Raw genomic sequence first — 24,615 nt, 5'->3', positions numbered from 1 at the left:
TATTTGACAAATATCGTTTATTTGTTTCACTCATATATAACCTTTTACTACCATATAATTACCTCACACTAATATTCCATTTTTAATCTTCTCACATTCAAAACACGTATCACAATAATAAACTTTGTCTGTAAAAACCTTGCTTATCGTTTCAATTAACTCCTTATTTTTACAATGCTGGACGCAGTGTATAATCACTTTTTTAGGAGCACTAGATATCATGGTGCTAATTATAAGTTCTTCTTGGTTTTCTATTGAATCAAATCTAACATCTGGTAACTCACCCATCATACTTTCTACTAAATTATTACCTTCTTTATCTCTTAAATAATAATTGCCATCTTTTTCAATTAGAATATTAACTTCATCTACCTTGCTCTCCTGAATATCAACGAAGTATTTAAGAAGTTTTATAAACTCATTATATTCTTTTTCTACCATATACTCTTCTACAACTTTATCAACTATACTCTCTAGATCTGCATTTAGCTCCTTTGACCTGAATGTTAAAAACCCACTTATATTAATTTCATTATTTTCCTCTATACATTTTGTTATTTTATCAATAATAACATTTTTTCTATTTATACAATATACCATATTAGAACCAGATATTTCCCCCTCATTAAATAATGCTTTTTGTATCCTAGGTTTAATTTGTTTTATTTCATCATATTGTAGAAAGAAATATGTTTCAGTAAGGAAATCATTTATTCCTTTTTTACAAAATTCGATTGTTACTATTTTATATAACATATTTGCAATATTCAAATTAAAGGCTTTGATACTGCTATCACTTATATTGTCATCACTACAAAAGAACTTAATAAAGTGCATATCTTCTACTATGCTTTCAGATATACCTAAAATTGTTTTTTTATATTCAAAACATTTTTTTATTTCATTTATCTCGTCAATAATGTATTCCATACTCCTATTATATACAACGGTTAATAAAAGCATTTCGCACACTCCCTTCTTATTACGGTAGTATGTGTGTAATATTAATGTATATGCAAAATAAATTAAACAATTATCGACATATTGCAATTCGCAATAACTTTATGTTATAAAATAAATATAATAAAATATATATTAAATAGGAGTTCAAAATGAAAAACGTTATTGTAGATTTTAGAATTCATAATGATGAAAAAAAATGTTTAATTTCTAAAGGGTATAACTTACTTATTTGCCCTCCGAGTAATCTTTTATATGATGCTGTATGTGGTCACCCCGATATGCTTTTACACATTTGTGGAAATAATATTGTAGTACATAAAGATATGAATAGTGACTTTATACAAAACCTAGTTTTACAAAATTACAAAGTTTATAAATCAAAATCTGCTTTAAAAATGAATTACCCTTATAATATTTGCCTAAATTCATTAAGCATACGTAATCTTTTTGTTCATTTTATTAATTATACCGATGAGAATCTTTTATTGATTACAAAAGATAAAAAATTAGTAAATGTAAAACAAGGTTATACAAAATGTTCTACTTGTATTGTAAATGATCATGCAGTTATAACTAGTGATGTTACTATTGCCAAAGTTCTAAACCTTGAAAAGATAGATGTATTATTAATTCCTCCTGGTGATATTCTTCTTCCAGGGCTTAATTACGGTTTTATCGGTGGTGCAACAGGTCTTATCGAAGATAATGTTTTAGCTTTTTATGGCCACTTAGATTATTATTTATATGGAAAAGAGGTATTGGCTTTTTTAAATAAACACAAGGTAGAACCTGTGTTTTTAAGAGATGGCAAGCTCGTTGATCGTGGTAGTATTTTTAGAATCTAGTAAAAATAAGAGTGTTTCCATATAAACTTTCTCCTGCATTGATTCAAATAAGAGCTTGAAACGTGAAATCACATTAAATAATTCTAATCTTTTGCCAATATAAATTTGTCTAGCGCTCACATTCGGCTTACGCCGGTTCGCTAGCCTTCCTTTAAGTCAGGCTCACGAGAATTTTATATTGTCAAAAGAAGAATTACTAAATGTGATTTCAATGTTTTTGCACTTCTTATTTTGAATCATTTCCGGAGAAAGTTCTTAATTTATGTCATCCTAAATTAAACGCACAAGCTGTCTCCTATATAATAAAAATGAATTATTTAATTATATTATTCATAATGTTTCTACCTGTGAATAAAAATCTAAAACAAAACGAGCTACTTTTAGCACCTTTTATTTTAGCTTAGTTATAACTGCATTATTCTAAATTCTCGTATATTCCTTTTCTACCCTGTCAACGATTAAATTAATATCAACGTCCTCTACCTCTACACTACCTCTTATTTTAAACTCAACTTTACCTTCTGCCATCTTTTTACCAATGGTTATTCTTATTGGAATCCCTATTAAATCAGCCTCTTTAAATTTAATACCCGTTCTTTCATTTCTATCATCTAGCAGTACTTCTATTCCCATAGATATTAGTTTAGTATATATATCCTCTGCAAGCTTAACCTGCTCATCATTTTTAATAACCGCAGCTATAATAACTACTCCATACGGTGCTATTGATAGCGGCCATATAATTCCATTTTCATCATGATGTTGCTCTATTATTGATGCCATAGTTCTATTTACGCCTATTCCATAACATCCCATTATTAAGGGCTTACTCCCACCATCTTCGTCTACAAAAAACGCTCCCATAGACTCCGAATATTTAGTTCCTAGCTTAAATATATGGCCTACCTCTATTCCCTTAGCTATAGTCAAGTCTTCTCCACACTTTGGACATTTATCGCCCTTTTCTACATTTCTAAAGTCACCTACACTTCCCGTAAAATCTCTTCCATAATTCACATTTTTATAATGATATCCAGTATCATTAGCGCCCACAATAAAATTAAACATTTCTAAGATTTCATTGTCCACTAAAATAAACTCACACTTTATGCCAATAGGTCCCGCAAATCCTACTTCTGCGCAAGTGATATCTCTAACTATTTCAACAGGTGCCATTTCAAATTTTAAGACTCCACCAATTGCATTTACAATCTTGGTTTCATTTACTTCTCTATCCCCTCTTATTACGACTACAACAGTTTTTCCGTCCGCTATATATATAAGTGTTTTCGCAATTTTTTCTGAAGTAACATTTAAAAATGCCCCTACTTCCTTTATAGTTCTCGCATCGGGTGTTTTAATTTTTAACAATTCCATTTTATCTTCTTTTGGATTTCTATCGGCCATTATAGATGCTTTTTCAATATTTGCTGCATAAGTACATTTAGAACAAAATACAACCTGATCTTCCCCAATTTCTGATTTCACCATAAATTCAGCTGAGCCATGACCTCCCATAGCACCAGAATCTGCTTCTGCAGGTTTACAATCAATAAAACACCTTTGAAATATTTTGGTATACGCCTCATACATTTTATTATAAGAGATATCAAGTCCTTCATTACTTCTGTCAAAACTATAAGCATCTTTCATTATAAATTCTCTTGATCTTATAACTCCATATCTCGGTCTTCTTTCATCCCGATATTTTGTTTGTATTTGATATAAAATCAACGGAAGTTGTTTATAAGATCTTATTTCATTCCTCACTATGTCCGTAATCACTTCTTCATGCGTAGGTCCCAAACAAAATTCTCTTTCATTTCTATCCTTAAGCTTAAACATTTCAGGACCAAATACCTGCCATCGCCCAGACTCTTTCCATAATTCTGATGGAAGCAAGGCAGATGCTAAAAATTCCTGAGCACCAGCGTCATTCATTTCTTCTCTAATTATATTCTCAATTTTCTTTAGAACCTTAAGTCCAAGAGGCATATAATTATAAATTCCAGAAGCTAATCTTCTCATTAAACCTGCCCTTATCATAAGTATATGACTCGGAGTTTCAGTCTCAGCCGGAACTTCCTTCATGGTATTTAAAAGCATATTTGACATTTTCATTATATATCACTCCTTTTTACTCAAAAAAAATAAACTCTCCCTATATTAGGGCGAGTAATATCGCGGTACCACCTAAATTTATTCTTAAATCTAAAACAGCTTACACTGTAAAGTTAATTAAAACTCAAAAGCAGGTTCGAAATAATTGAAAGTATTTCAGCCGAGAACTTTCTCTCTTTAGTTTAATTTCTACTATTCTTTATCATTGTTTTATTCATTATTAAATTTAATTATGATTATAATCTGATTTTTCAAAATTGTCAATCATGTTTTTAACATTTTATTACATAACCTCAACATAATATTTAATATATTCCAGTTTCTTTTTCTCAGAAGACCTATTTACATAGCTATTGTCGATATAAAGAAAATAAAAAATATCAATATTACAGTACTTTTAATGATTAAGAGCATCATTACCTATTACAAATTTCCCAAATCTTTTAAATGGGTATGTAATAAACTGTGCTTTTCCTTTTATATCTTTACCATCTATATAAGGATTTTCCCATTTTCTAGCATCCAATGAATCTGCTCTATTATCACCGAAAAATAAGTATTTATTTTCTGGAACTTTAAATTTTATATCTAAATCTTCTTTATTTACTACATATGGCTGAGCGATTTCAGTTCCATTTATAAACACACGCCCTTTATCTTTTACAACAACCTCATCCCCTGGAAGTCCTATTAATCTCTTTATTAATACCTCTTTTAGTTCATCAGATTTGAAAACTATTATATCTCCACTTTTTAATTTCGCTTTATTATAAACTTTTGTAACAAGAATTCTATCTCCAACCTTTATAGTTGGATACATTGATCCCGATGGAACCTTAACTTGGAAAAATAGTAGGTTATTTATTAAAACCACCAAAATTATTGCTACAATTATCGGTAATAGCCAGTCTTTGATAATATTTTTTAAAATCTTCATTAATTTAACCCCCTTGTATAGTTAAGATGTGATGATTGGAGTGAAAATAGTCATATATATATATAACAAAATCCATAATTGAATCGCTAATTTAAAAATTTTTTCAGGAATCATAGAAAGACGATACGAATAACAAAAGCTGCCTTGATTTGAATTATAAGAAAGTTTTTGGTATATTCTTTCTTTTGTTCCCTCCGGTGGATCAATTTCTACATCTATCGATTTAAACATTTTTTTAAAAATCTCACCCTCTTTTATCATATAATTCATCTCCTTCTATCTTGTTATATTCATCTCCCGCTATCTTGTTATATTCTTTTTTAAAACTGATTTTTGCTCTTTGTAATATGCCATCAATAGATTTTGGAGTTTTACATAAGTATTTTGAAATATCTTTTACACTATAGTCATCTATATATTTCAGAATAAGAACATACTTATAAATAGGCTTTAATTTATTTAAGGTTTCTAAAATCACCTTTCTAGTTTCCAAATTGATAACCATAAATTCAACATCTTGGTTATCTACTAGATAATTCAGTTCTTCAACATAATTAGGCCCCTCTTTCCTAATATTATCCCTATAATAATTCATTATTTTATTTTTTGCTATTCCACAAAGCCAAGTTTTATATGAACTTGTAGCTTTGTAGTTTATAAGTCCTTTCATAGCACTGATAAATATCTCTTGAACTATGTCTTCAGTAGCTTCTTTATTTGCTGCTAGTCTTAAAAATACAAAAGAATAAACATAATTAAAATTTTTTTCATATATTTCCTTAAAGTTTTCTTTACTTATTTTAAAAATATTTTTTATCATTTTTTCCACCTAACTACTTCTAATGCTAAAGTATATTTTCTATAACTATTCTTAATTTACCATATTTTCAAGTCCTTTCATATCTTTAGTAACATAACTAAATGAAATCCCCCGAAAAACTTAAAAATATATTCGCAGTATTTTCACACTCTATTTTTATACAATAAAAAAAAATAGCCTATCTACTGAAATATCAGTATCTAGACTACTTTTTAATACTTTGGAGGCGCCACCCGGATTTGAACCGGGGAATAAAGGTTTTGCAGACCTTGACCTTACCGCTTGGCTATAGCGCCATTTTATGAAACTTTTAAATAATTGGAGCGGAAGACGAGATTCGAACTCGCGACGTCCACCTTGGCAAGGTGGCACTCTACCACTGAGCTACTTCCGCAACACTGGTGGCTAGACCAGGAATCGAACCAGGGACACGAGGATTTTCAGTCCTCTGCTCTACCGACTGAGCTATCCAGCCATAATGTTTTTTTAAAATTTATTAAATTTTAATGGCGACTCAAAAGGGACTCGGACCCTCGACCTCCGCCGTGACAGGGCGGCACTCTAACCAACTGAGCTATTGAGCCATATGTGGTGGGAACAATAGGGTTCGAACCTATGACCCTCTGCTTGTAAGGCAGATGCTCTCCCAGCTGAGCTATGCTCCCACATGTATTAATGCAACTATTATAGTCTACATCATTTCATAAAACTTGTCAACAACTTTCTGTGTTAATTGTTTTATATACTTGATTACTTACTACTTCGTCGATCATTACTTTATTATATTATAAAATTTCCTCGAAACTGTCAACCCCAAATATAGTCTATATCCATGATTATATCAATTAAAATCGTAGATAATTGAATTTTCTCCATTTACCTACGATTTTCATTTTATAATTATATTCCCCTATACTACCATTTAAAAACATAATTATTATTTAAGATTTAGCCTCTTTAAGTAATTTTCCAATATCCTCATGATTAAACTCATAATTTTTGTTACAGAAATGGCATTTAAGTTCTTCTGTTTTACCATCATTATATATTTCTTCTAAATCCTTTTTGCCTATGCTTATTAATGCCCTCTCAACTCTTTCTCTAGAACAATCACATTTATACATCGGTTTAACCTCTTCATGTATTTTTAATTCCATATCTTCAAAAATGAATTCCAAGATTTCCTCAATGCTCATGCCTCTTGCTATAAAATCAGTTATAGATGGAATTTCTTCAAGTCTATATGTTATCATATCAGCCAAAAATTCATCTGCATCAGGCATCATTTGAATTATAAACCCTCCTGCAGCTTTAACACTCATATCTGTGTCAACTAAAACACCTAGTCCAACAGCTGATGGTGTTTGCTCTGAAACAGTAAAGTAATATGCTAAATCATCGCCAATTTCACCTGTACGTATTGGTACTTGACCTATGTATGGTTCCTTTAGCCCCATGTCTCTTATAACTCTTAAATAACCATCTTTCCCCACTGCGCCACCTACGTCAAGTTTTCCTAGAGCATTTGCAGGTAAATCCACATTAGGATTTCCTATGTACCCTTTTACACTTGAATCAGCATGAGCTGTTACGACCACACCCTTCGCTTCTCCCCCTCCATCAATTTGGAGTGTTAAGCTATCTTTCTCAGACTTTAGAAGTGTGCCCATAAGCGTACCCGCTGTTAGCATTCTACCAAACGCAGCAGCTGCTGTAGGAGCACATTGATGCATGGTCACTCCCTCATTTATTAATTCCGTAGTTATTGCTGCAACTATTCTAACTTGACCTTCCTTTGCAGTAGCTCTAACTAACTTATCCATATACTAGCCTCCAATAAAATCATTTTTTTAGTACATAACATATTCTTTCTGTTTTATCATTTACTACTTTATCTTCATAACTATCCATTTTCTTAATTATTTTAAACCCAATTTTTTTTATAAGGCTTTCCACATATTCTTCTTTATAAGCCCTCTCTAAGTGCATCTCATCAAAACGTCTATATACTTGTCCTTCTTTAACAAAAAAGGTTAAATTCATTTCCACTATATCATTTTCTAAATAATTTTCCCAAATATAGACTACATCATCACTATCGTAATTATAAATATTATTGCCAAGCACCGTAGTCAGCTTATAATAAGAGTTAAGATCAAAAATAAATAACCCATCATTTTGTAATAAATTATAAACCCCTAATAAATATTTTTTAAAATTTTCTTCTTCTAATATATAATTGCTAGAATCTAAACAACAAGTTATAAGATTAAACTTATTATTTAAATCAAGTAAACAAATATCTTGACATACAAATTTTGCCTTTATAAGTTCTTCCCTCATTTTTTTTTCTGCTTGGCTTAACATATCACTAGATAAATCAACTGCCCATATATTTTTAAATGAATTTGCAATTTCTATAGTAAGATTTCCTGTACCACAGGCTAAATCTAAATAACTCTCCATATTTAGGTCATATTCTTTGCAAATACATAATATGTTAACTGCCCATTTTTTATAATCAATATCAGCATTGATTAATTCATCATATATGCGAGCGAACTCTTTATAACAGTCCATATTACATTTCCCCTTTTCCAAAAACTTCTTCTTTAAAACTATATTGGTATATAATATACTACCCTATACACCAAATATTGTCCAAAGTATTTTATAAATATCTTTAAAAATCTTTGTTTTTAGGCAAATTTATACTCTTTTTTCTTTTTGTCATTAATCCTCCAATTCTACCTGTTTCTTCTGCTGTTAATCCACTCCAACCACATTCATCTATTTTACTAGTTAACCCTAATTCTTCTGCTATTTCATATTTTAACGTCTCTCTAAGCATCTCATTCTTAGTTAACTCTTTATTTGTTTTTAATTTAGCTTTTATAACTTTTTTCAAAGGTGTTTTTCCCATAATGTACCTCCCAATTATAATTGTAATATACTATATATTTTACAATTTAGAGGTTTTTTATTCATAATAGCTAAAAAAGTAAATGTTATATTACTTTTTTAAGATTATTAATTTTCGTTTTTTTAATGGATGATTTTGATCTTTTTTAAAAAAAGTATATATATTTTCACATATGGGTTATATAATATAGTAAAGAAAAATATTTTAGTGAGTATTCGTATCTTCTTTAAATTTATTATGAATTAACAAAACGAAATTATTTTTAAAACGAAATGTTTCACTAAAAGCGATCTAAATTAATAGATATATAGTAGTAAATATAAAATAGTTATATGGTTAATAATTATTATTTTCCATATAACTACGAGGAGGTAATCTTATGAGTATTTTTAAAGGTTCTGGCGTTGCACTAATCACTCCATTTAACGAAAGAGGAGTGGATTTTAAGAAACTTGAAGAATTAATAGAATGGCAAATTACCAGCAAGACAGATGCTATTGTAGTATGTGGTACTACTGGTGAAGCTTCTACAATGACTGAACAAGAAAAAAAAGAAACTATAAAATTTGTAGTTGATTTAGTTAATAAGAGGATCCCAGTAATTGCGGGTACAGGTAGTAATAGCACTGCCGATGCAATAAGTATGAGTAGATGGGCGGAGAAAATAGGAGTAGATGGATTACTTGTAATTACACCTTACTACAATAAAACTACTCAAAAGGGCTTAATTGAACATTTCAAAGCAATTGCAAATAGTGTAACTTCACCAATCGTTATCTATAATGTCCCTTCAAGAACAGGCATGAATATTAATCCAACCACACTTTTAGAATTATGCGTAATACCAAATATTGTAGCAATTAAAGAAGCAAGTGGAAATATAGGTCAGATAGCTCAAATTAAATCACTATGCAGAGATAACTTAGATGTATATTCAGGTAATGATGACCAAGTTATACCTATATTATCATTAGGTGCTATGGGAGTTATCTCTGTTCTCGCAAATATAATTCCTACAGACATGCATAATATGTGCGAATTATATTTTAATGGTGAACATGAAAAAGCTTTAGAAATTCAACTTGGGTACCTTCCTCTTAACAACGCAGTATTTATAGAAACTAACCCCATCCCTGTGAAAACGGCTATGAATCTTATGGGAATGGGTGTTGGCCCTTTAAGACTACCTTTATGTGAAATGTACGAAAATAATTTAGAATTTCTAAAAAAAGAATTAAAAGAATATAATATCCCTTTAAAGGAGGAAAACTAATGATTAAAATGCTTCTAAATGGTTGCAATGGAAAAATGGGCAAAGTTATTTCTGAAATGGCTAAAGATTCTGCTACAATATCAATTGTTGCTGGTGTTGATAGAGATTCATCTAATTTAGACTACCCATGTTATGACAGTATACTAAAATGTGAAGTTGATGTAGATGTAATTCTAGATTTTTCAAGACCGGATGCTTTAGATAGTTTGTGCACGTATTCTAAAGAAAAAAATATTCCTATTGTATTTTGTACTACTGGGTTCTCTCCAGAGCAATTATTAAGGATTGATTCTCTAAGTAAAGAAATCCCAGTATTTCATTCTGCAAACATGTCTATAGGAATAAATATTGTTAATAATTTACTCAAAAATATTAGCAAAATGCTTTATAAAGATTTTGATATTGAAATAATAGAAAAACACCATAACCAAAAAGTTGATGCACCAAGTGGTACTGCTCTACTTCTTGCAAATACTATTAAGGATTCTATAAATGATGACATGTTCTTCGTTAAAGGAAGAGATGGATCAAGCAAAAGACAACCTAAAGAAATAGGCATTCATGCTATTCGTGGTGGAAACATTATAGGTGATCATGAAGTTATATTTGCGGGGAAAGGCGAGTGTATTGAAATCAAGCATACTGCCATATCAAGAGATGTTTTCGCTATAGGTTCACTTAAAGCATGTGAATTTATATATGGTAAAAACAAAGGTCTATACAATATGGACGATGTAGTTAATATGTCCCTATAGCCCTTAATAAATAAAGCCTTGGAACGGATATTTATCCGCTCCAAGGCTTTTATTAAATTTCTTAATCAACTTTCACATTTCAAACTCTTATTTCAAATTACGTAGGAGAAAATTCATACGAATCCAAAACTTATTTTCAAAAAAAATCACTGTGATAAAGTTGCGATCCATTTTTCCATTCTATCTAAAGCCTCTTTTAACACCTCTAAACTATAAGAATATGAGATCCTTATAAAACCCTCTCCTCCTATGCCAAAAGCTGAACCAGGCACAACAGCAACCTTCCCTTCATATAACAATCTATTGCAAAATTCTTCACTGCTCATACAAAATCTAGTTATAGATGGAAATATATAAAAGGCACCTCTAGGAAGCGTTATAGCCATTCCCATTTGCTTTAATCTTTTATATACATATTCTTTTCGTTTTTCAAACTCTAATTTCATATTTTCTACATCATGTTTGCAAGAAAGTAATCCTTCATATGCGCCCCATTGAGATATTGAGGTGGCACATGAAACATTATACTGGTGTACTTTCATTATATTATCCATAATATATTTACTTGCACAAACATAGCCTACGCGAAGCCCAGTCATTGAAAACATCTTAGAAAATCCACCTACTAAAATTACCTTATTTCTTAATTCATCAATTTGAGCTAAAGAATAGTATTCTTCATAACATAATGAACTATACATTTCGTCACTTATTATGTAAATATCTTTTTCTCTTAAAATTTCAACAAGTTTATCTCGCTCGAATCGTGATAATATTGCTCCAGTCGGGTTCGATGGATGAGACATAACTAAAAGCTTAGGCTTCTCCTCATCAATAAGTTTAGTTATCGCATCAAAGTTAATGGTAAAATTTTCATTAAGATTATAATTAATTACTTCTCCACCAAAAATCTTAACACAACTCTCATAGGCCGGGTAAGCTGGTGTAGGCACTAAAACCTTATCGCCAGCATTTAAAAACGCCGCAAATATACATAGAAGCGCTTCACTTCCACCCACAGTTACCGTTATCTCATCAGCTAAATAGTTAATATCCATTTCTTTCAAAAAATCAGAAATTGCACCTCGAAGTTCTGGAATACCAGCATTAGTTGTGTATCCTGTTTTATTATCATCTATAGCTTTAATCATGGCATTTTTAATATTTTTAGGTACTGGAAAATCAGGTTGCCCAAGTGTAAGTGAAATTGCCCCCTTTACTTTTGTAACCTTATTAGAAAACTTTCTAATTCCAGAAATTTCTACGTTATTTACATTGTTTGAAAACAAATTATTCATAATATCATCCTTTTCTAGTGTTTGCATTATAAGTATTTTACTATATAATAGAATAAAAATCAGTATTTTTTTAATTATTCTGATATATTGATAACATTTTGTTTATTTAATATAGATTTTGTTATATCATTTACATTATGTATAACAAAATCAAATGCATAAAAAAAATAATTTGGCTTAATACTTATAATACGAAAGGAGAGTTACTATGATGAATTATGATTTAACAGACCCTTATGAAATTGCAAGATACATAAAAGAAGCTAAGAAGGCTACCCCAATTAAACTTTATGTTGATGGGGATTTATCACAATGTGAGTTTGGAAATATAGAAAACTTTGGTAGTGGAGATTTCTATATGCTTTTTGGAGAAAGTGAAGAGGTATCAGAATTTCTAATAAAGTATAAAAACAAAATTAAAAAATTCAAACTAGAACAAGACAGACGAAACTCTGCCATTCCTTTAATAGACCTTAAAAATATAGATGCAAGAATTGAACCAGGTGCAATTATACGTGATAAGGTTACTATAGGTAAAAATGCTGTTATTATGATGGGCGCTGTAATTAATATAGGTGCTGAAATTGGTGATGAAACTATGGTAGATATGAATGCTGTGGTTGGTGCACGTGGAAAACTAGGTAAAAGAGTTCATTTAGGAGCAGGCGCTGTAGTCGCAGGAGTCCTTGAGCCACCAAGCAAAAGTCCTTGTGAAATTGGAGACAATGTTTTAATTGGAGCAAATTCCGTAATACTCGAAGGAGTAAAAATCGGTAAAAACTCTATAGTTGCAGCTGGATCCGTAGTTGTAAATGATGTCCCTGAAAATGTTGTAGTTGCTGGAACTCCAGCAAAAATAATAAAAAATGTAGACAGTAAAACTAAAGACAAAACTAAATTACTTGATGATTTAAGAAAGTAATAGCACAAGGAGCATATATTACTACAATTGCGTTTCACTTCGCTAAGTAATTCTAAAATAATTTAAATAAAAAATGCTAAAAAGTACAAACTCGCTATCGCTCAAACATGTACTTTTCTTAACGCACTCTTCATTAAAATTATTTTGAATTACTAAGCTTGTTCAAATGCAATTTACGTAATATATGCTCTTTTTTTACTAACTATATTTATTAAATACAAGATACTAAACAGTACAAACTCTCAAAAATTCAAGCATATACTGTTTTTGATGTATCTTACAATAAATTCAGTAAAGGATTACTAAAGCTAAAAAAATATACTATATAACGTCCAGAACTTCAAAGCTCTGCTCTTCTTCTACTATATTATTTGATTCTACTATGCTTTCACCATCTTTGTTAACTTTCTCCATTTTAGATATAGATACCTCGTATGCTACTTTTTTTATAACTTCATCATCTGATAATTTCTTTTGATATTCTCTACTTTGAAGTCTTCCCCAAATTCTTATATTATCTCCTACTTCAAGACTTTTACAGAATCTAGAATTTCTTCCCCAAGCAATCGTAGGAATGTAATCGGATTTATTATACAGTCTGTTGACTGCTAAAAGCATGTCAGCAATTTCTCTTCCAAAAGGAGTAGTTCTATATACTGGATTTTTGCAGATATAACCATCTAAGAATATTTGATTTGGATTTTTACTACGTTCTTCACATATTTTAATATCTCTAGCAAATACTGTTAATATTAACCTATTAGATCCATTAACAAATTTATTATAGGACCTAAGTTGACCTTCAACTATGAATTCATTCCCTATCTTAATATCAATTCCTGCTATTAGTCTTTCAGAAATTGTTATTGTTAAGATATCAGTTGTTTCGCTAAGTCTCCATACCTCAAAATCAAATACGTAAAACCCCTCACCATACATTTCATGACTAAATTTTAGTTCAGATACTACTTTTCCTTCTAAATAAATCTTATTGTTTAACATAACATTATCCATCATAATCCCTCTTTCCCCTTAGTTTTTTTTATTAGACTTTCCTTAGAATATAAGTATTCATTTTTCTGATGTAATATACCTAATACTTAAATAATTCTTTTACATTTATTTTTCCATAATTAATATTAATTGGTATTCCCATTATAATACAAATACGCATTGAATTTCAATACATTTATATTTTATTTTTGTATTTGTTTTCCCGCTGCATCTATATAATAATTTTTTTTGTATATAAGGTCCGATACCTTCACAAATGTATATCCTTTATCCTTTAAATATTGTAAAATTTTAGCTAAGTTTTGAGGTGTATATTTTGCATTATTGTGAAATAAAAGTATAGAACCTGACTTAGCATTTTTTATTATTCTATTATACTCAATTTCTGCGCCTTGTTCTTTCCAATCAATACTGTCTACGTCCCATTGAATACAATAATGATTCGTAGCTTCTACAGTTTCAACGACTAAGTTATTATATTCCCCTGATGGGCACCTAAAAAGTGTTGTTCCCTTTCCTGTTATATCCATTATTTTGGCATCCGTCGTATCTATTTCCTTAATCATTTCTTCTTTGGATATTGTAGTCATCATAGGATGCTTATTTGAATGATTTCCTATTTCATGCCCTTTCTCATACATTATCTTTAACTTACCTGGATACTGGTCTACCCATGCCCCCACTACAAAAAATGTTGCTTTAGCATTGTACTTATCTAATATCTTTAATATCTCATCTGTTTTGTCATCACCCCAACTTGCATCAAATGAAATTGCAATTTTTTTCTCCTTAGTATCTACGTTGTAAATTGGTAATTTACGCTGTGCTCCTGCAAATGCACCATTAGTTTTAAAATTATAAATTCCTATAACCGTAGAAACTCCGATAAAAATCATACAGAATATTATTAAATTTTTTTTTATGTAACTCATACCATCCTATTCTCCCCTTATACCTTATACTTTAAATTTATATTCTAAAACTCAATAAATATGTATAATTTAACCTGCTAATTTGCATTTTATAAAAATTTAGATAAAACATAAAAATTAATAGCACCGAATTATTTCAGTGCTTTTTATGTTATACTGTTTATAGTTAATTTTACATAAAAAAGACATTTCACTAATGTTTTTGATTAGGCTAATTACAAGGAGGGACAGATATGTTTGAAGATGCTTTAGAATTAGCTGAAAATAAGCTTCTTTTACTTTATATATTTTATAAAATAAAGCTCCCTATTTCCAATATCCAAATAACACAAATTATTTTAGAAAATAATTTTATAAATTATTTTACTCTGCAACAATATATTACAGAACTTATTGCGTCTAACCTGATTAAGCATACTGAGCAAAAGGGTAAACATAGATTGGTCATTTCACAAAAGGGTGATAATGTCCTATCCTTATTTAAAGAAAGAATTTCTGAAAAGAAGATTGAGCTTATCGATAATTATTTAAAAGCTCATATTGAAAACATCAAGAAAGAACTAACAGTTAGTGCTGATTATACAATAGAAAACAATAACAACTATTTAGTTAACCTAATTGCTTCTGAAGATAGTTTTACACTTATAGATATTAAACTTAGTGTAACCTCAAACAAACAAGCGCAAAATCTATGCACCAAATGGAGAAAAGAACCCTCTAAACTTTATGCTAAAATAATAAACCTTCTTATAGATGACTAATCTTCGTATCGAAGCTTTATCTTCTTTTAGAAGCTTTATCTTCGTTTCGAAGCTTCTAATCTTCTTACAGAGGCTTTTTCATCTTATAGAAGCGTCATTCCTGTAGGCTCTGTGCCAATAGAAATGGCTTTTTTATTTTCTGTTATTTTATCAATTCTAAAAAGCAAATTATTATAATTATCCCCTACATACAAATATTTTTCATCCTCTAGTATTCCTCTAGGCATCCCTCCAACTTCAATTCTTTTTATCTCTTTGTATTTATTTATATCTAATATACTCACAGTACCATCTCCAAAATTTGATACGTAACAAAATTCCCCATTGAAATACATGTCCACAGGTGAATTCCCAACAGGTATTTTATTTAATACATTACAATTTTTTAATGAAATAATATTAATACAACCTTTATTATCCATACCTATATTACTCTCACAAACTAAAATATAATTTCCATCTGGAGTAATTACCGCTTTAGTAGGATATGCTCCTACCCTAATTTCTTTAATATTTCCATTCTGAGCACAATCTATTAATGTTATGCTGTCACTATTCATATTGGCTACTATAATAAGCTCCTTTTTTTTACAAATATAAATACTATGGGGTGAATTACCACAAGGAATTGCCTCTACAATGTTTTTTTTCTCTAAATCAAAAACTATTATATCATCAGAGTCTCCACAGATAACATAAGCCTTGTTATCATAAACGGATAAATCATTACAGTGCATGCCTATAAAATAACTCTCTATTTCATAATTATAAGTATTAACAATAGAAATACTATTATCATAACTATTAGCTGTTAATATCTTATTTTCATAAACATATATACCATGAGGACCAATTCTTTTGAGATTTTGTTTATCCAAATATATTTTTTCTTCTTCTATAAACAAATCTAGGTTAACCTTTGATATGCAATCCGATGAAGTACTACATACATACAAGTTCCTCAAATTCCTCACCTCCTCATAATCATAATATGAAGATAGTTATAATATGCTAACAATGTTTTAATAAAAATTAATTTCTTGAAAAGAATAGACTTCATAGTATATAATAATTAATGTGATTAATAAATTCTCGAAAGATGGAGGAATAAAATATGTATAGTTATAAGCCAAAAGGCGTTTGTTCAAGAAATATAGATTTTGAAATAGTTGATAATAAAATAACTGAAATTGGTTTTACAGGAGGATGTGCAGGTAATTTACTTGGAATTTCAACCCTAGTAAAAGGGATGGATGTTCAGGAAGCTATAAAAAAACTTAAAGGTATTAAATGTGGAGACAAAAGCACTTCTTGTCCTGACCAATTAGCAGTAGCGCTTGAAGAATTCGTTGCAAATGCTTAATTAATTTATATAAAAAGACAAGGCTCATATTATTTAACAATATGAGCCTTGTCTCTTTTTTAAAGTTTATTGTATATGGACATTTCGTATTATTTTTCTCATATCTCCCACCATGTATAGAGATCCTGACACTAATAGTAAATCATCATCTTCGCAGTAGCTCAATGCTTTTTTATAAGCCAACTCGTAGTCTTCAATTGACTCACATTTTGATGTATATTTTTCTACTTGAAATTTCAATTCTTCCGAAAGCTCTGCGCGCTCGCTGTGAGGAGTAACAGTAATAACTCTGTATACCTTTGGAACTATAGTTTGTATCATCTCTTCCACTTGTTTATCTGCAAGAATTCCTAGAATTAATATAATCTTATTGTAATTAAAATACATATCAATGCTTTCTGTAAGGTTTTTAATACCATCTATATTATGAGCGCCGTCTATAACAACTAAAGGCCTTCTATTCATCACCTCAAGCCTCGCTGGCCACACTACGTTCATAAGTCCAGCTATTATGTTATCTTTACTAATAATGACGCCTTGGCCCACAAGAGCCTCTATAGCATGTACTGCTACCGAGCAGTTTAGTAATTGATGCTTACCTAAAAGTGCTAAATCAATAATATAATCATTATTTAAAGTTTTAATTTCTATTTTCTGAGTTATCGCATTATGTTTATAAGGCACTTGTCCTTCCATTAATGTAATAATAACCTGATTTAAATTCTCTTTGCCTAAATATACAGCTGAATCCCTAAGTACTTTTATTAATTGACATTTTTTTTCTCCACATGTTTTTTCTATTACATCGTAACTTTGTTTTTTCTGTGGATACACAACTACAGGGATTCCACTCTTTATGATGCCTGCCTTTTCATAAGTTATCTTTTCCAAAGTATCTCCGAGTATTAAAGTATGATCAAGACTTATGGATGTTATAATGCTTAAAATAGGTGTAATTACATTTGTTGAATCAAGCCTTCCTCCAAGCCCTACTTCTATAACCGCAAAATCTATATTGTTTTTATAAAAATATAAAAATCCAGCACAAGTTATAATTTCAAATTCTGTTGGATTAATGTATCCAAGTTCCACTACCTTTTCTACAGCTTTAGAAACCTCTGTTATAATATCACTTAAATCATCTTTAGAAATGTTTTTATTGTTTATTTGTATCCGTTCTTCAAACTCCTCAATAAATGGTGAAATATATGAACCTACCTTATATCCAGCTTCCACAAGAATACTACTCACCATTGCCGAAGTTGAACCTTTCCCATTAGTCCCTGCAATATGTATACACTTTAATTTTTTATGTGGATTTCCTAAAAGTTCTAATAATTTTTCAGTTCTATCAAGCCCAAGTTTGCTGCCAAACTTAGCTGTATTTGTTATATAAGATCTAGCCTCATCATAGTTCATGTTTATCATTCCTTTCAAACCTAACTTCTTTCTATTAAATTCTATACTAACTTAGAAACAGTTACCAACCTTTTGTTGTAAATATATATAATATTTATTTCTATTTTATCAAATACTAATGTAAATTAAATAAAAAAAGAGAAAGAGCGATAAATAATGTTATCACTCTTCCATTTACACTTTCTTCATTATATGTTCAAAAATTATTTAAATAAATGACAAGCTACAGAATGTCCTGGTTTTATTTCTTTTAGCTCTGGTGTTTCACTTGCGCAACAATCCATAACGTATTTGCATCTTTGACGGAATCCACACCCAGGTTTAGTGTTTATTGGACTTGGAACTTCTCCCTCCAGCATTATCCTATTTTTATTTTTAGATTCAATAGGATCAGCAACAGGAATAGCTGATAATAACGCCTTAGTATATGGATGTAATGGATCTTCATATAGAATACCACTTGGGGCAAGTTCTACAAGCTTTCCTAAATACATTACACCAACTCTATCAGATATATGTTTAACCATAGATAAATCATGTGCTATAAACAAATAAGTTAAACCAAGTTCCTTTTGAAGCTTAATCAATAGATTAACTACTTGAGCTTGAATAGAAACATCTAAAGCAGAAATAGGTTCATCACATACAATAAATTTAGGCTCTATAGCAAGTGCTCTAGCTATACCTATTCTTTGCCTCTGACCGCCAGAAAATTCATGTGGGAATCTAGATGCATGCTCTTTGTTTAATCCAACCAGTTGAAGTACTTCCTGAATTTTTTCTGCTTTCTTTTTTCCTGTATAGAGTTTATGTATATCTATACCTTCTCCTACAATATCTCCAACAGTCATTCTAGGATTCAATGATGCATAAGGATCTTGAAATATTATTTGTGCGTGCCTACAAAAGTCCCTTTTAGCTTTACCCTTAAGCCCATGGATATTTACGCCTTCAAATATTACTTCTCCAGCTGTTGCTGGATACAGTCCCATTACAGTTCTCCCACACGTGGTCTTACCGCAACCTGACTCACCAACTAGTCCTAATGTTTCTCCTTTTTTGATTGTAAAGGAAACATCATCAACAGCTTTAAGTGTTTCGTTTTTTCCAACTTCGAAATATTTTTTTAAATTTTTTACTATAATTAAATCTTCGCTTTTATTTTCAGCCATTATTTTGCACCCCCAATTTCAAATGGCACTTCTACTTTAGGTGCATTCGGATGTTGTAACCAACATAAAGCTTCATGAGTATCAGTGATTATAGTAGCTTCTGGCATTTCTTGTTTACATATTTCCATAGCATATTCACACCTTGGAGCAAATGGACAACCAACCGGAGGTTTTACCAAATCAGGTGGCGTTCCTTTAATAGAATACAAACTATCTTTATGACCAGTTTCTAATCTAGGAACTGATTGAAGTAGTGCCCATGTATATGGATGTTTCGGATTATAGAATATTTCATCCGTACTGCCTCTCTCTATTATCTTACCTGCATACATAACTTGGATTCTATCTGCAACATCTGCAACTACGCCTAGATCATGTGTAATTAAGACAACAGCTGTACCTAGTTTATTCTGAAGTTCCTTTATAAGATCCATTATTTGAGCTTGAATTGTAACATCTAGTGCTGTTGTAGGCTCATCTGCTACAAGAATTTTAGGAGAACATGCAAGTGCAATGGCAATCATCGCACGCTGCCTCATTCCGCCAGAAAATTCATGTGGATATTGTTTAACCCTTCTCTCTGCATTTGGAATGTTAACAAGTTTCAACATTTTTATAGCCTCATCCATAGCCTCATGTTTTTTCATATTTCTATGGATAATTAAACTTTCTGCTATCTGTTTTCCAATAGTCATAGTAGGATTTAAAGAAGTCATAGGATCTTGGAAGATCATACTAATTTCAGCGCCCCTAAAATGTCTTAATTGTTCGTTATTCATTTTTAAAATATCATTACCTTTATATAATATTTCAGAACCATCTTTAATCTCACCTGGTGGAGTTTGTATTAATCTCATAAGAGATTTAGCTGTTACTGTTTTTCCACAACCAGATTCTCCTACAACTGCAAGAGTTTCACCCTCATTTACTTCAAAGCTTATGCCCCTTACAGATTGAACTTCTCCAGCATATGTATGATACGAAACTCGTAAATTTTTAACTTCAAGTAACTTTGACATGCTTTTTCGTCCTCCTTACTGTCTAAGTTTTGGATCAAGAGCATCTCTTAAACCATCACCAAGTAAATTAAATGCTAACATAGTTACACTTATTGCTATTGCTGGAAATATAAATTCATGAGGATGAAACATCATCTGACTTTGACCAGCAAAAATTAATGCTCCCCAACTAGTTTTAGGTGATTGAATACCAAGCCCAAGAAAGCTTAAAAATGCTTCATCAAAAATAAAGGCAGGTATATCCATAGACATATAAACAAGTATAATTCCAATTGTATTAGGAATTAAATGTTTTGCAATGATTCTAGTCGGACTAGCACCTAGTGCTTTAGCAGCTAAAACATACTCCGATTCTTTAAGTTGCATAACTTGTCCTCTAATTAAACGGGCTATGCCTGTCCATCCCGTAATGCAAAGTGCAATAATTATTGTTCCTTCTCCTGCTGGCAATACCAATAACAACAAAATAACAACAATAAGATATGGTACACTTACAATTATTTCAACTATTCTCATAAGTATTGTATCTACGGCTCCACCAAAATATCCACATATACCGCCGTATACACATCCAACAAGAAGTTCAATCAAAGTACCAATAAATCCAATTCTTAATGATACTCTCGCACCCATCCATAACCTTGCAAACATATCTCTTCCTAAATTGTCAGTTCCAAACCAATGTTTTGCCATTGGACTCTTATCTAAAATATTATAATTTTGAGTTTGATAATTTACTGATGAAATCATTGGTCCTATGATAGACATAATTATAACTATTATCAAAATCACCATAGAAAGCATAGCGACTTTATTTTTCTTAAGTCTTCTCCATGCATCTTGCCAATAACTTACATTAGGCCTTACCATAACATCTAAATCTTTCTTCGAATACCCTATAATTTTAAATAAATCTTTGCTATATTTTTTCATGCCTTCTCTCCTTATCCTTTCCTTTGAGTTAATTTAATTCTAGGATCAACTAAAACGTAAACTATATCTACAATAAGTAAAGAAACAATGTACAAGAAAGCAAAAAACACAGTTAATGACATAACTACAGTATAATCTCTATTAGAAATTGCAGAAACTAATTCTCTACCGAGCCCCGGCACACTGAATATGCTCTCTACAACTAAGGAACCAGTGATTACGTATGCTATTCTAGGTCCTATCATTGTAACTACTGGTAGTATTGCATTTCTTATAATATGTTTCCATACTAAAGAGACCTTACCAACACCTTTTGACTTTGCAGTCAAAACATAGTCTTGATTAATTACTTCAAGTACTGAAGTCCTCATAAACCTTGCATTTGATGCAAGTCCAGCCATAGCAAGTGCAATGGAAGGTAATAATGAGTATCTATATATATTGAATAGACTACTAGAAGACCATCCCGCTATTTTTAAACCAAATTTTGCTCCAAGGCCATATTGTAGAAGAATTGCTAAAACAAAACCCGGAACGCAAACCCCAATAAGTGCAATAAATATTACGGTATAATCTACCCATGTATTTCTCTTAAACGCCGCAATAATTCCTAAAAATATTCCAAAAACAAGTCCTATTCCTACCGCTTGAAGAGCTAATCTTAATGACACTGGAAATTCTTTTGAAATAATATCATTAACCTTCTGTCCTGGATAATGTATTGACATTCCTAAGTCACCGTGTACTAAATTCTTAATATATGTACCATATCTTACATACTCTGGTTGATCTAGTTGATATTTTTTCATAATTTCTGCAGCTACTTTTTTATCAAGAACCTTACCTGCTGAAGCAGTTATAGGATCTCCTGGTATAGCATTTATAAGCACAAATGTAATAGTCGCAACAACCCAAAGTGTAATGATCATATAGCCAATCCTCTTTATTATATATTTAGCCATACAAATACTTTCCTCCTATCATAAAATTACTGCAACAAAGCCAAATTAGCTCTGTTGCAGTGTTGATTAAAATCTAATTACTATTTACCTGATACATATGCTGTTTTAAGGTCGTAATATCCACCAAATAATGGTACATACATTCCTTTTAAATAAGTCTGCATGAATGAATCAACTTGTTTGTAGTAATATGGAGAAACAGCAGCATCTTTAGCTACAAGAAGATCTTCTGCCTCTTTAAATATAGCTACCCTTTTTTTAGCATCTAATTCCGTTTTTCCTTTTTCAATTAAAGCGTCATATGCTGGATTATTATATTTACCATTGTTATTTCCATTTTTCGATGTAAATATATTAAAGAAAGAAATAACATCGTTGTAATCAGCACCCCATCCACCAGAGCAAAGATCAAATTCACCAGCTGTTCTAGCTTTAAAATATGAAGGAGCATCTACTGCATAAGTAATTGAAACATTTATTCCAAGATTTTTCTTATATTGAGCTTGAATAAACTGAGCTTGAGCTGTTGTAATTGAAGTTGCTTTTGGCATTAATAACTTTAAAGTAACCTTTGATGCATCCGAACTTAAACCTAATTCTTTTAATCCCTCAGCTAAAAGTTTTTTTGGATCATCTTTAACAGTTTTTAATGCTTCTGGTACCGCTTTTCTAAACTCCTCATCACCAACCATTATCTTACTAGGAACTATACCCTCAGCAACATAATGTTTTTTAAATACTGTATTTATTTGAACTTGTCTATCATAAGCAAGTGATAGAGCTAGTCTTACCTTAGCATTTGATAATGCTTTAGTCTTATTATTAAAGATAAAGTAATATACTGATGGATCATTACCCTTAAGGTAAGAAATTTCACCTGCTGTTGCTTTCGTTTGTAGTGGTTTAAGGTAATCAGTAGCTCCTACAATCATATCAAGTTCTCCAGCACTAAACATTTTATTGTACGTAGCTGGTTCATCAATTATCTGAGCATTAACAGTTGTTAATTTTACATTAGCTGCGTCCCAGTAATTAGCATTTTTTGTGTAAACAACTTTGGCACTTTTTACATGATCCGATACTACGAATGGTCCATTATAAACCATGCCTTTGAAATCTTGGCCATATTGATCTCCTAATTTTTTCACTATATCTTCTCTTTGTGGAACTAATCCTTTAAAGTTTAATGTAGTTTCAAAATAAGCACTTGGTGATTTAAGTGTAACCTCAAATGTATTGTCATCAATTGCTTTAACTCCCAAATCACTTGGTTTAGCTACTCCTGTTTCAGTCGCGCCCTTAACTCCCATTTCATTAAGGAATCCTAGATAATCTTGGCTTACTTTTGGATTAGAGAGTCTTTGCCATCCGTATACATAATCCTGCGCTCTAACTGCCTTTCCATCAGACCACTTACTAGCTCTTATATGAAAAGTGTAAACTTTATGGTCAGCACTAACTGTCATCTTATCAGCACCAGCAAGAATACTTATAACTTTACCATCCTTTGTAACTTCCCTCATAAGTCCTTCATCAACGTTTGTAAGTGTAGTGAAAGATTCCATATCACTTATTACCGCTGGATCGAGTGATGTGTAATCATAACCTAAAATGTTTGCAGTTTGATCAGCATCAAGCTTAGTCTCTGTTGATTTTGTAGTACCTGCACTATCTCCACTTTTAGCTCCGCAACCTACTAGTGCCACACTTAACACTAAGGCTACAATTAGTACTGAAACAATTTTCTTGCTTTTCATTAATAGTCCCCCCTTAATCAATAAATAATTACTTCTAAATAAAATTCTTCTCTCAATAAAATCAAAGAAAAATAGTACAAAATTCAGCTTCGCATCCTCTAAGTAAATATACTTATATTAACATCATTCATTCAAATGCAAATTTGGGTTGTCGCGCTTCACATGTCCAGTCTCTCTCAATTTTGAATAAGAAATAGATTAATAATTTAATTTTTGTAATATTTAATATTATTAGAATACTAGCAAAAAAATAAATAAATGTCAACTACTATTTTTAATTTAATATTAAATTTCTTCATATAATTTATAATTTATTTGTATATTATTAATTGTTTATTCATTTTTATTATGAATTATGCATAAAAGTATTATTTAATAATATTTACGTGTATATTTATACAATTTTCTTATTAGATAATACTAAAT

General features: G+C 30.7%; 24 protein-coding genes and 5 tRNA genes. 6 read left to right on the top strand and 23 right to left on the bottom strand.

Features of this window, described 5'->3' with window-relative positions; translation table 11 throughout:
* Nucleotides 1-63: 63 nt before the first annotated feature.
* Nucleotides 64-963, bottom strand: a complete 900-nt coding sequence (gene ytxC, locus LL038_RS24325) for a putative sporulation protein YtxC (RefSeq protein ID WP_216123997.1) — start codon at nt 961-963, stop codon at nt 64-66.
* A gap of 149 nt (nt 964-1,112) precedes the next feature.
* Here ytxC and LL038_RS24320 point away from each other — a divergent pair, with 149 nt between their 5' ends.
* The gene (locus LL038_RS24320; RefSeq protein WP_216123998.1) at nt 1,113-1,808 is read left to right on the top strand and encodes a DUF6873 family GME fold protein; all 696 of its coding nucleotides are present in this window, start codon (nt 1,113-1,115) and stop codon (nt 1,806-1,808) included.
* Nucleotides 1,809-2,228: 420 nt separating this feature from the next.
* Here LL038_RS24320 and LL038_RS24315 read toward each other — a convergent pair whose 3' ends face one another.
* The 12 genes from LL038_RS24315 to LL038_RS24260 form a co-directional block, all read right to left on the bottom strand.
* A complete protein-coding gene (locus LL038_RS24315; RefSeq protein WP_216123999.1) occupies nt 2,229-3,929 on the bottom strand; it encodes a proline--tRNA ligase in 1,701 nt (566 codons plus the stop codon).
* A 397-nt stretch (nt 3,930-4,326) separates the two neighbouring features.
* On the bottom strand, nt 4,327-4,866 hold the full coding sequence (gene lepB, locus LL038_RS24310) for a signal peptidase I (RefSeq protein WP_216124000.1): 540 nt from the start codon (nt 4,864-4,866) through the stop codon (nt 4,327-4,329).
* Between the two features lie 21 nt (nt 4,867-4,887).
* A complete protein-coding gene (locus LL038_RS24305; RefSeq protein ID WP_216124002.1) occupies nt 4,888-5,127 on the bottom strand; it encodes a hypothetical protein in 240 nt (79 codons plus the stop codon).
* Nucleotides 5,111-5,686 carry an RNA polymerase sigma factor gene (locus LL038_RS24300; protein ID WP_216124004.1) on the bottom strand — a complete coding sequence of 192 codons (576 nt, stop codon included), beginning with the start codon at nt 5,684-5,686 and terminating at the stop codon, nt 5,111-5,113. The genes LL038_RS24305 and LL038_RS24300 overlap by 17 nt, the downstream gene beginning before the upstream one ends.
* Nucleotides 5,687-5,907: 221 nt before the next feature.
* Nucleotides 5,908-5,982, bottom strand: a tRNA-Cys gene (locus LL038_RS24295).
* Between the two features lie 23 nt (nt 5,983-6,005).
* Nucleotides 6,006-6,080: transfer RNA gene (locus LL038_RS24290), tRNA-Gly, on the bottom strand.
* Between the two features lie 5 nt (nt 6,081-6,085).
* Nucleotides 6,086-6,161, bottom strand: a tRNA-Phe gene (locus LL038_RS24285).
* Nucleotides 6,162-6,193: 32 nt separating this feature from the next.
* Nucleotides 6,194-6,270, bottom strand: a tRNA-Asp gene (locus LL038_RS24280).
* Nucleotides 6,271-6,275: 5 nt separating this feature from the next.
* Nucleotides 6,276-6,351, bottom strand: a tRNA-Val gene (locus LL038_RS24275).
* A gap of 276 nt (nt 6,352-6,627) precedes the next feature.
* Nucleotides 6,628-7,509 carry an Hsp33 family molecular chaperone HslO gene (gene hslO, locus LL038_RS24270; RefSeq protein WP_216124006.1) on the bottom strand — a complete coding sequence of 294 codons (882 nt, stop codon included), beginning with the start codon at nt 7,507-7,509 and terminating at the stop codon, nt 6,628-6,630.
* 19 nt (nt 7,510-7,528) lie between these two features.
* A complete protein-coding gene (locus tag LL038_RS24265; RefSeq protein WP_216124008.1) occupies nt 7,529-8,266 on the bottom strand; it encodes a class I SAM-dependent DNA methyltransferase in 738 nt (245 codons plus the stop codon).
* A gap of 103 nt (nt 8,267-8,369) precedes the next feature.
* Nucleotides 8,370-8,609, bottom strand: coding sequence for a small, acid-soluble spore protein, alpha/beta type (locus tag LL038_RS24260; RefSeq protein WP_216124010.1), 240 nt, complete (start codon nt 8,607-8,609; stop codon nt 8,370-8,372).
* 379 nt (nt 8,610-8,988) lie between these two features.
* Between LL038_RS24260 and dapA the strand changes: the two genes are divergently transcribed.
* Entirely contained in the window at nt 8,989-9,882 is an 894-nt protein-coding gene (gene dapA / locus LL038_RS24255; protein ID WP_216124012.1) for a 4-hydroxy-tetrahydrodipicolinate synthase, read from the top strand.
* Nucleotides 9,882-10,637 (top strand): 4-hydroxy-tetrahydrodipicolinate reductase, encoded by a 756-nt coding sequence (dapB, locus tag LL038_RS24250; RefSeq protein ID WP_216124014.1) that lies wholly within the window; start codon nt 9,882-9,884, stop codon nt 10,635-10,637. The genes dapA and dapB overlap by 1 nt, the downstream gene beginning before the upstream one ends.
* Before the next feature lie 146 nt (nt 10,638-10,783).
* Here dapB and LL038_RS24245 read toward each other — a convergent pair whose 3' ends face one another.
* Nucleotides 10,784-11,935: a pyridoxal phosphate-dependent aminotransferase gene (locus LL038_RS24245; protein WP_216124016.1), complete on the bottom strand. Its 1,152-nt coding sequence runs from the start codon at nt 11,933-11,935 to the stop codon at nt 10,784-10,786.
* A gap of 211 nt (nt 11,936-12,146) precedes the next feature.
* On the opposite strand from LL038_RS24245, the gene dapD reads away from it, so the two are divergent.
* Nucleotides 12,147-12,857, top strand: coding sequence for a 2,3,4,5-tetrahydropyridine-2,6-dicarboxylate N-acetyltransferase (dapD, locus tag LL038_RS24240; protein WP_216124077.1), 711 nt, complete (start codon nt 12,147-12,149; stop codon nt 12,855-12,857).
* 321 nt (nt 12,858-13,178) lie between these two features.
* Here dapD and LL038_RS24235 read toward each other — a convergent pair whose 3' ends face one another.
* Nucleotides 13,179-13,871 carry a single-stranded DNA-binding protein gene (locus tag LL038_RS24235; protein ID WP_071615037.1) on the bottom strand — a complete coding sequence of 231 codons (693 nt, stop codon included), beginning with the start codon at nt 13,869-13,871 and terminating at the stop codon, nt 13,179-13,181.
* A gap of 182 nt (nt 13,872-14,053) precedes the next feature.
* On the bottom strand, nt 14,054-14,803 hold the full coding sequence (gene pdaB, locus LL038_RS24230; protein WP_216124018.1) for a polysaccharide deacetylase family sporulation protein PdaB: 750 nt from the start codon (nt 14,801-14,803) through the stop codon (nt 14,054-14,056).
* A 233-nt stretch (nt 14,804-15,036) separates the two neighbouring features.
* Between pdaB and LL038_RS24225 the strand changes: the two genes are divergently transcribed.
* The gene (locus LL038_RS24225; protein ID WP_216106876.1) at nt 15,037-15,564 is read left to right on the top strand and encodes a DUF4364 family protein; all 528 of its coding nucleotides are present in this window, start codon (nt 15,037-15,039) and stop codon (nt 15,562-15,564) included.
* A gap of 83 nt (nt 15,565-15,647) precedes the next feature.
* On the opposite strand, the gene LL038_RS24220 is transcribed toward LL038_RS24225, so the two are convergent.
* Entirely contained in the window at nt 15,648-16,529 is an 882-nt protein-coding gene (locus LL038_RS24220; protein ID WP_216124019.1) for a YncE family protein, read from the bottom strand.
* A 149-nt stretch (nt 16,530-16,678) separates the two neighbouring features.
* Here LL038_RS24220 and LL038_RS24215 point away from each other — a divergent pair, with 149 nt between their 5' ends.
* Complete coding sequence (locus tag LL038_RS24215) at nt 16,679-16,927, top strand: TIGR03905 family TSCPD domain-containing protein (RefSeq protein WP_216124021.1); 249 nt, start codon at nt 16,679-16,681, stop codon at nt 16,925-16,927.
* Nucleotides 16,928-16,993: 66 nt separating this feature from the next.
* Here LL038_RS24215 and LL038_RS24210 read toward each other — a convergent pair whose 3' ends face one another.
* The 6 genes from LL038_RS24210 to LL038_RS24185 form a co-directional block, all read right to left on the bottom strand.
* The gene (locus LL038_RS24210) at nt 16,994-18,346 is read right to left on the bottom strand and encodes a bifunctional folylpolyglutamate synthase/dihydrofolate synthase (RefSeq protein WP_216124023.1); all 1,353 of its coding nucleotides are present in this window, start codon (nt 18,344-18,346) and stop codon (nt 16,994-16,996) included.
* Between the two features lie 203 nt (nt 18,347-18,549).
* On the bottom strand, nt 18,550-19,518 hold the full coding sequence (locus tag LL038_RS24205) for an ABC transporter ATP-binding protein (protein ID WP_216124025.1): 969 nt from the start codon (nt 19,516-19,518) through the stop codon (nt 18,550-18,552).
* Complete coding sequence (locus tag LL038_RS24200) at nt 19,518-20,537, bottom strand: ABC transporter ATP-binding protein (protein WP_216124028.1); 1,020 nt, start codon at nt 20,535-20,537, stop codon at nt 19,518-19,520. Before LL038_RS24200 ends, LL038_RS24205 begins: the two co-directional genes overlap by 1 nt.
* 15 nt (nt 20,538-20,552) lie before the next feature.
* A complete protein-coding gene (locus LL038_RS24195) occupies nt 20,553-21,470 on the bottom strand; it encodes an ABC transporter permease (RefSeq protein WP_216124034.1) in 918 nt (305 codons plus the stop codon).
* A gap of 11 nt (nt 21,471-21,481) precedes the next feature.
* Nucleotides 21,482-22,432 carry an ABC transporter permease gene (locus LL038_RS24190; RefSeq protein WP_216124036.1) on the bottom strand — a complete coding sequence of 317 codons (951 nt, stop codon included), beginning with the start codon at nt 22,430-22,432 and terminating at the stop codon, nt 21,482-21,484.
* 80 nt (nt 22,433-22,512) lie between these two features.
* Nucleotides 22,513-24,189, bottom strand: a complete 1,677-nt coding sequence (locus tag LL038_RS24185) for a peptide ABC transporter substrate-binding protein (RefSeq protein WP_216124038.1) — start codon at nt 24,187-24,189, stop codon at nt 22,513-22,515.
* Nucleotides 24,190-24,615 lie beyond the last annotated feature (426 nt).

Origin of the sequence: Clostridium estertheticum (genome assembly GCF_026650985.1) — a bacterium.
In the GTDB taxonomy this organism is placed as follows: domain Bacteria; phylum Bacillota; class Clostridia; order Clostridiales; family Clostridiaceae; genus Clostridium_AD; species Clostridium_AD estertheticum_C.
This window is presented reverse-complemented; position numbering and strand designations above follow the sequence as displayed.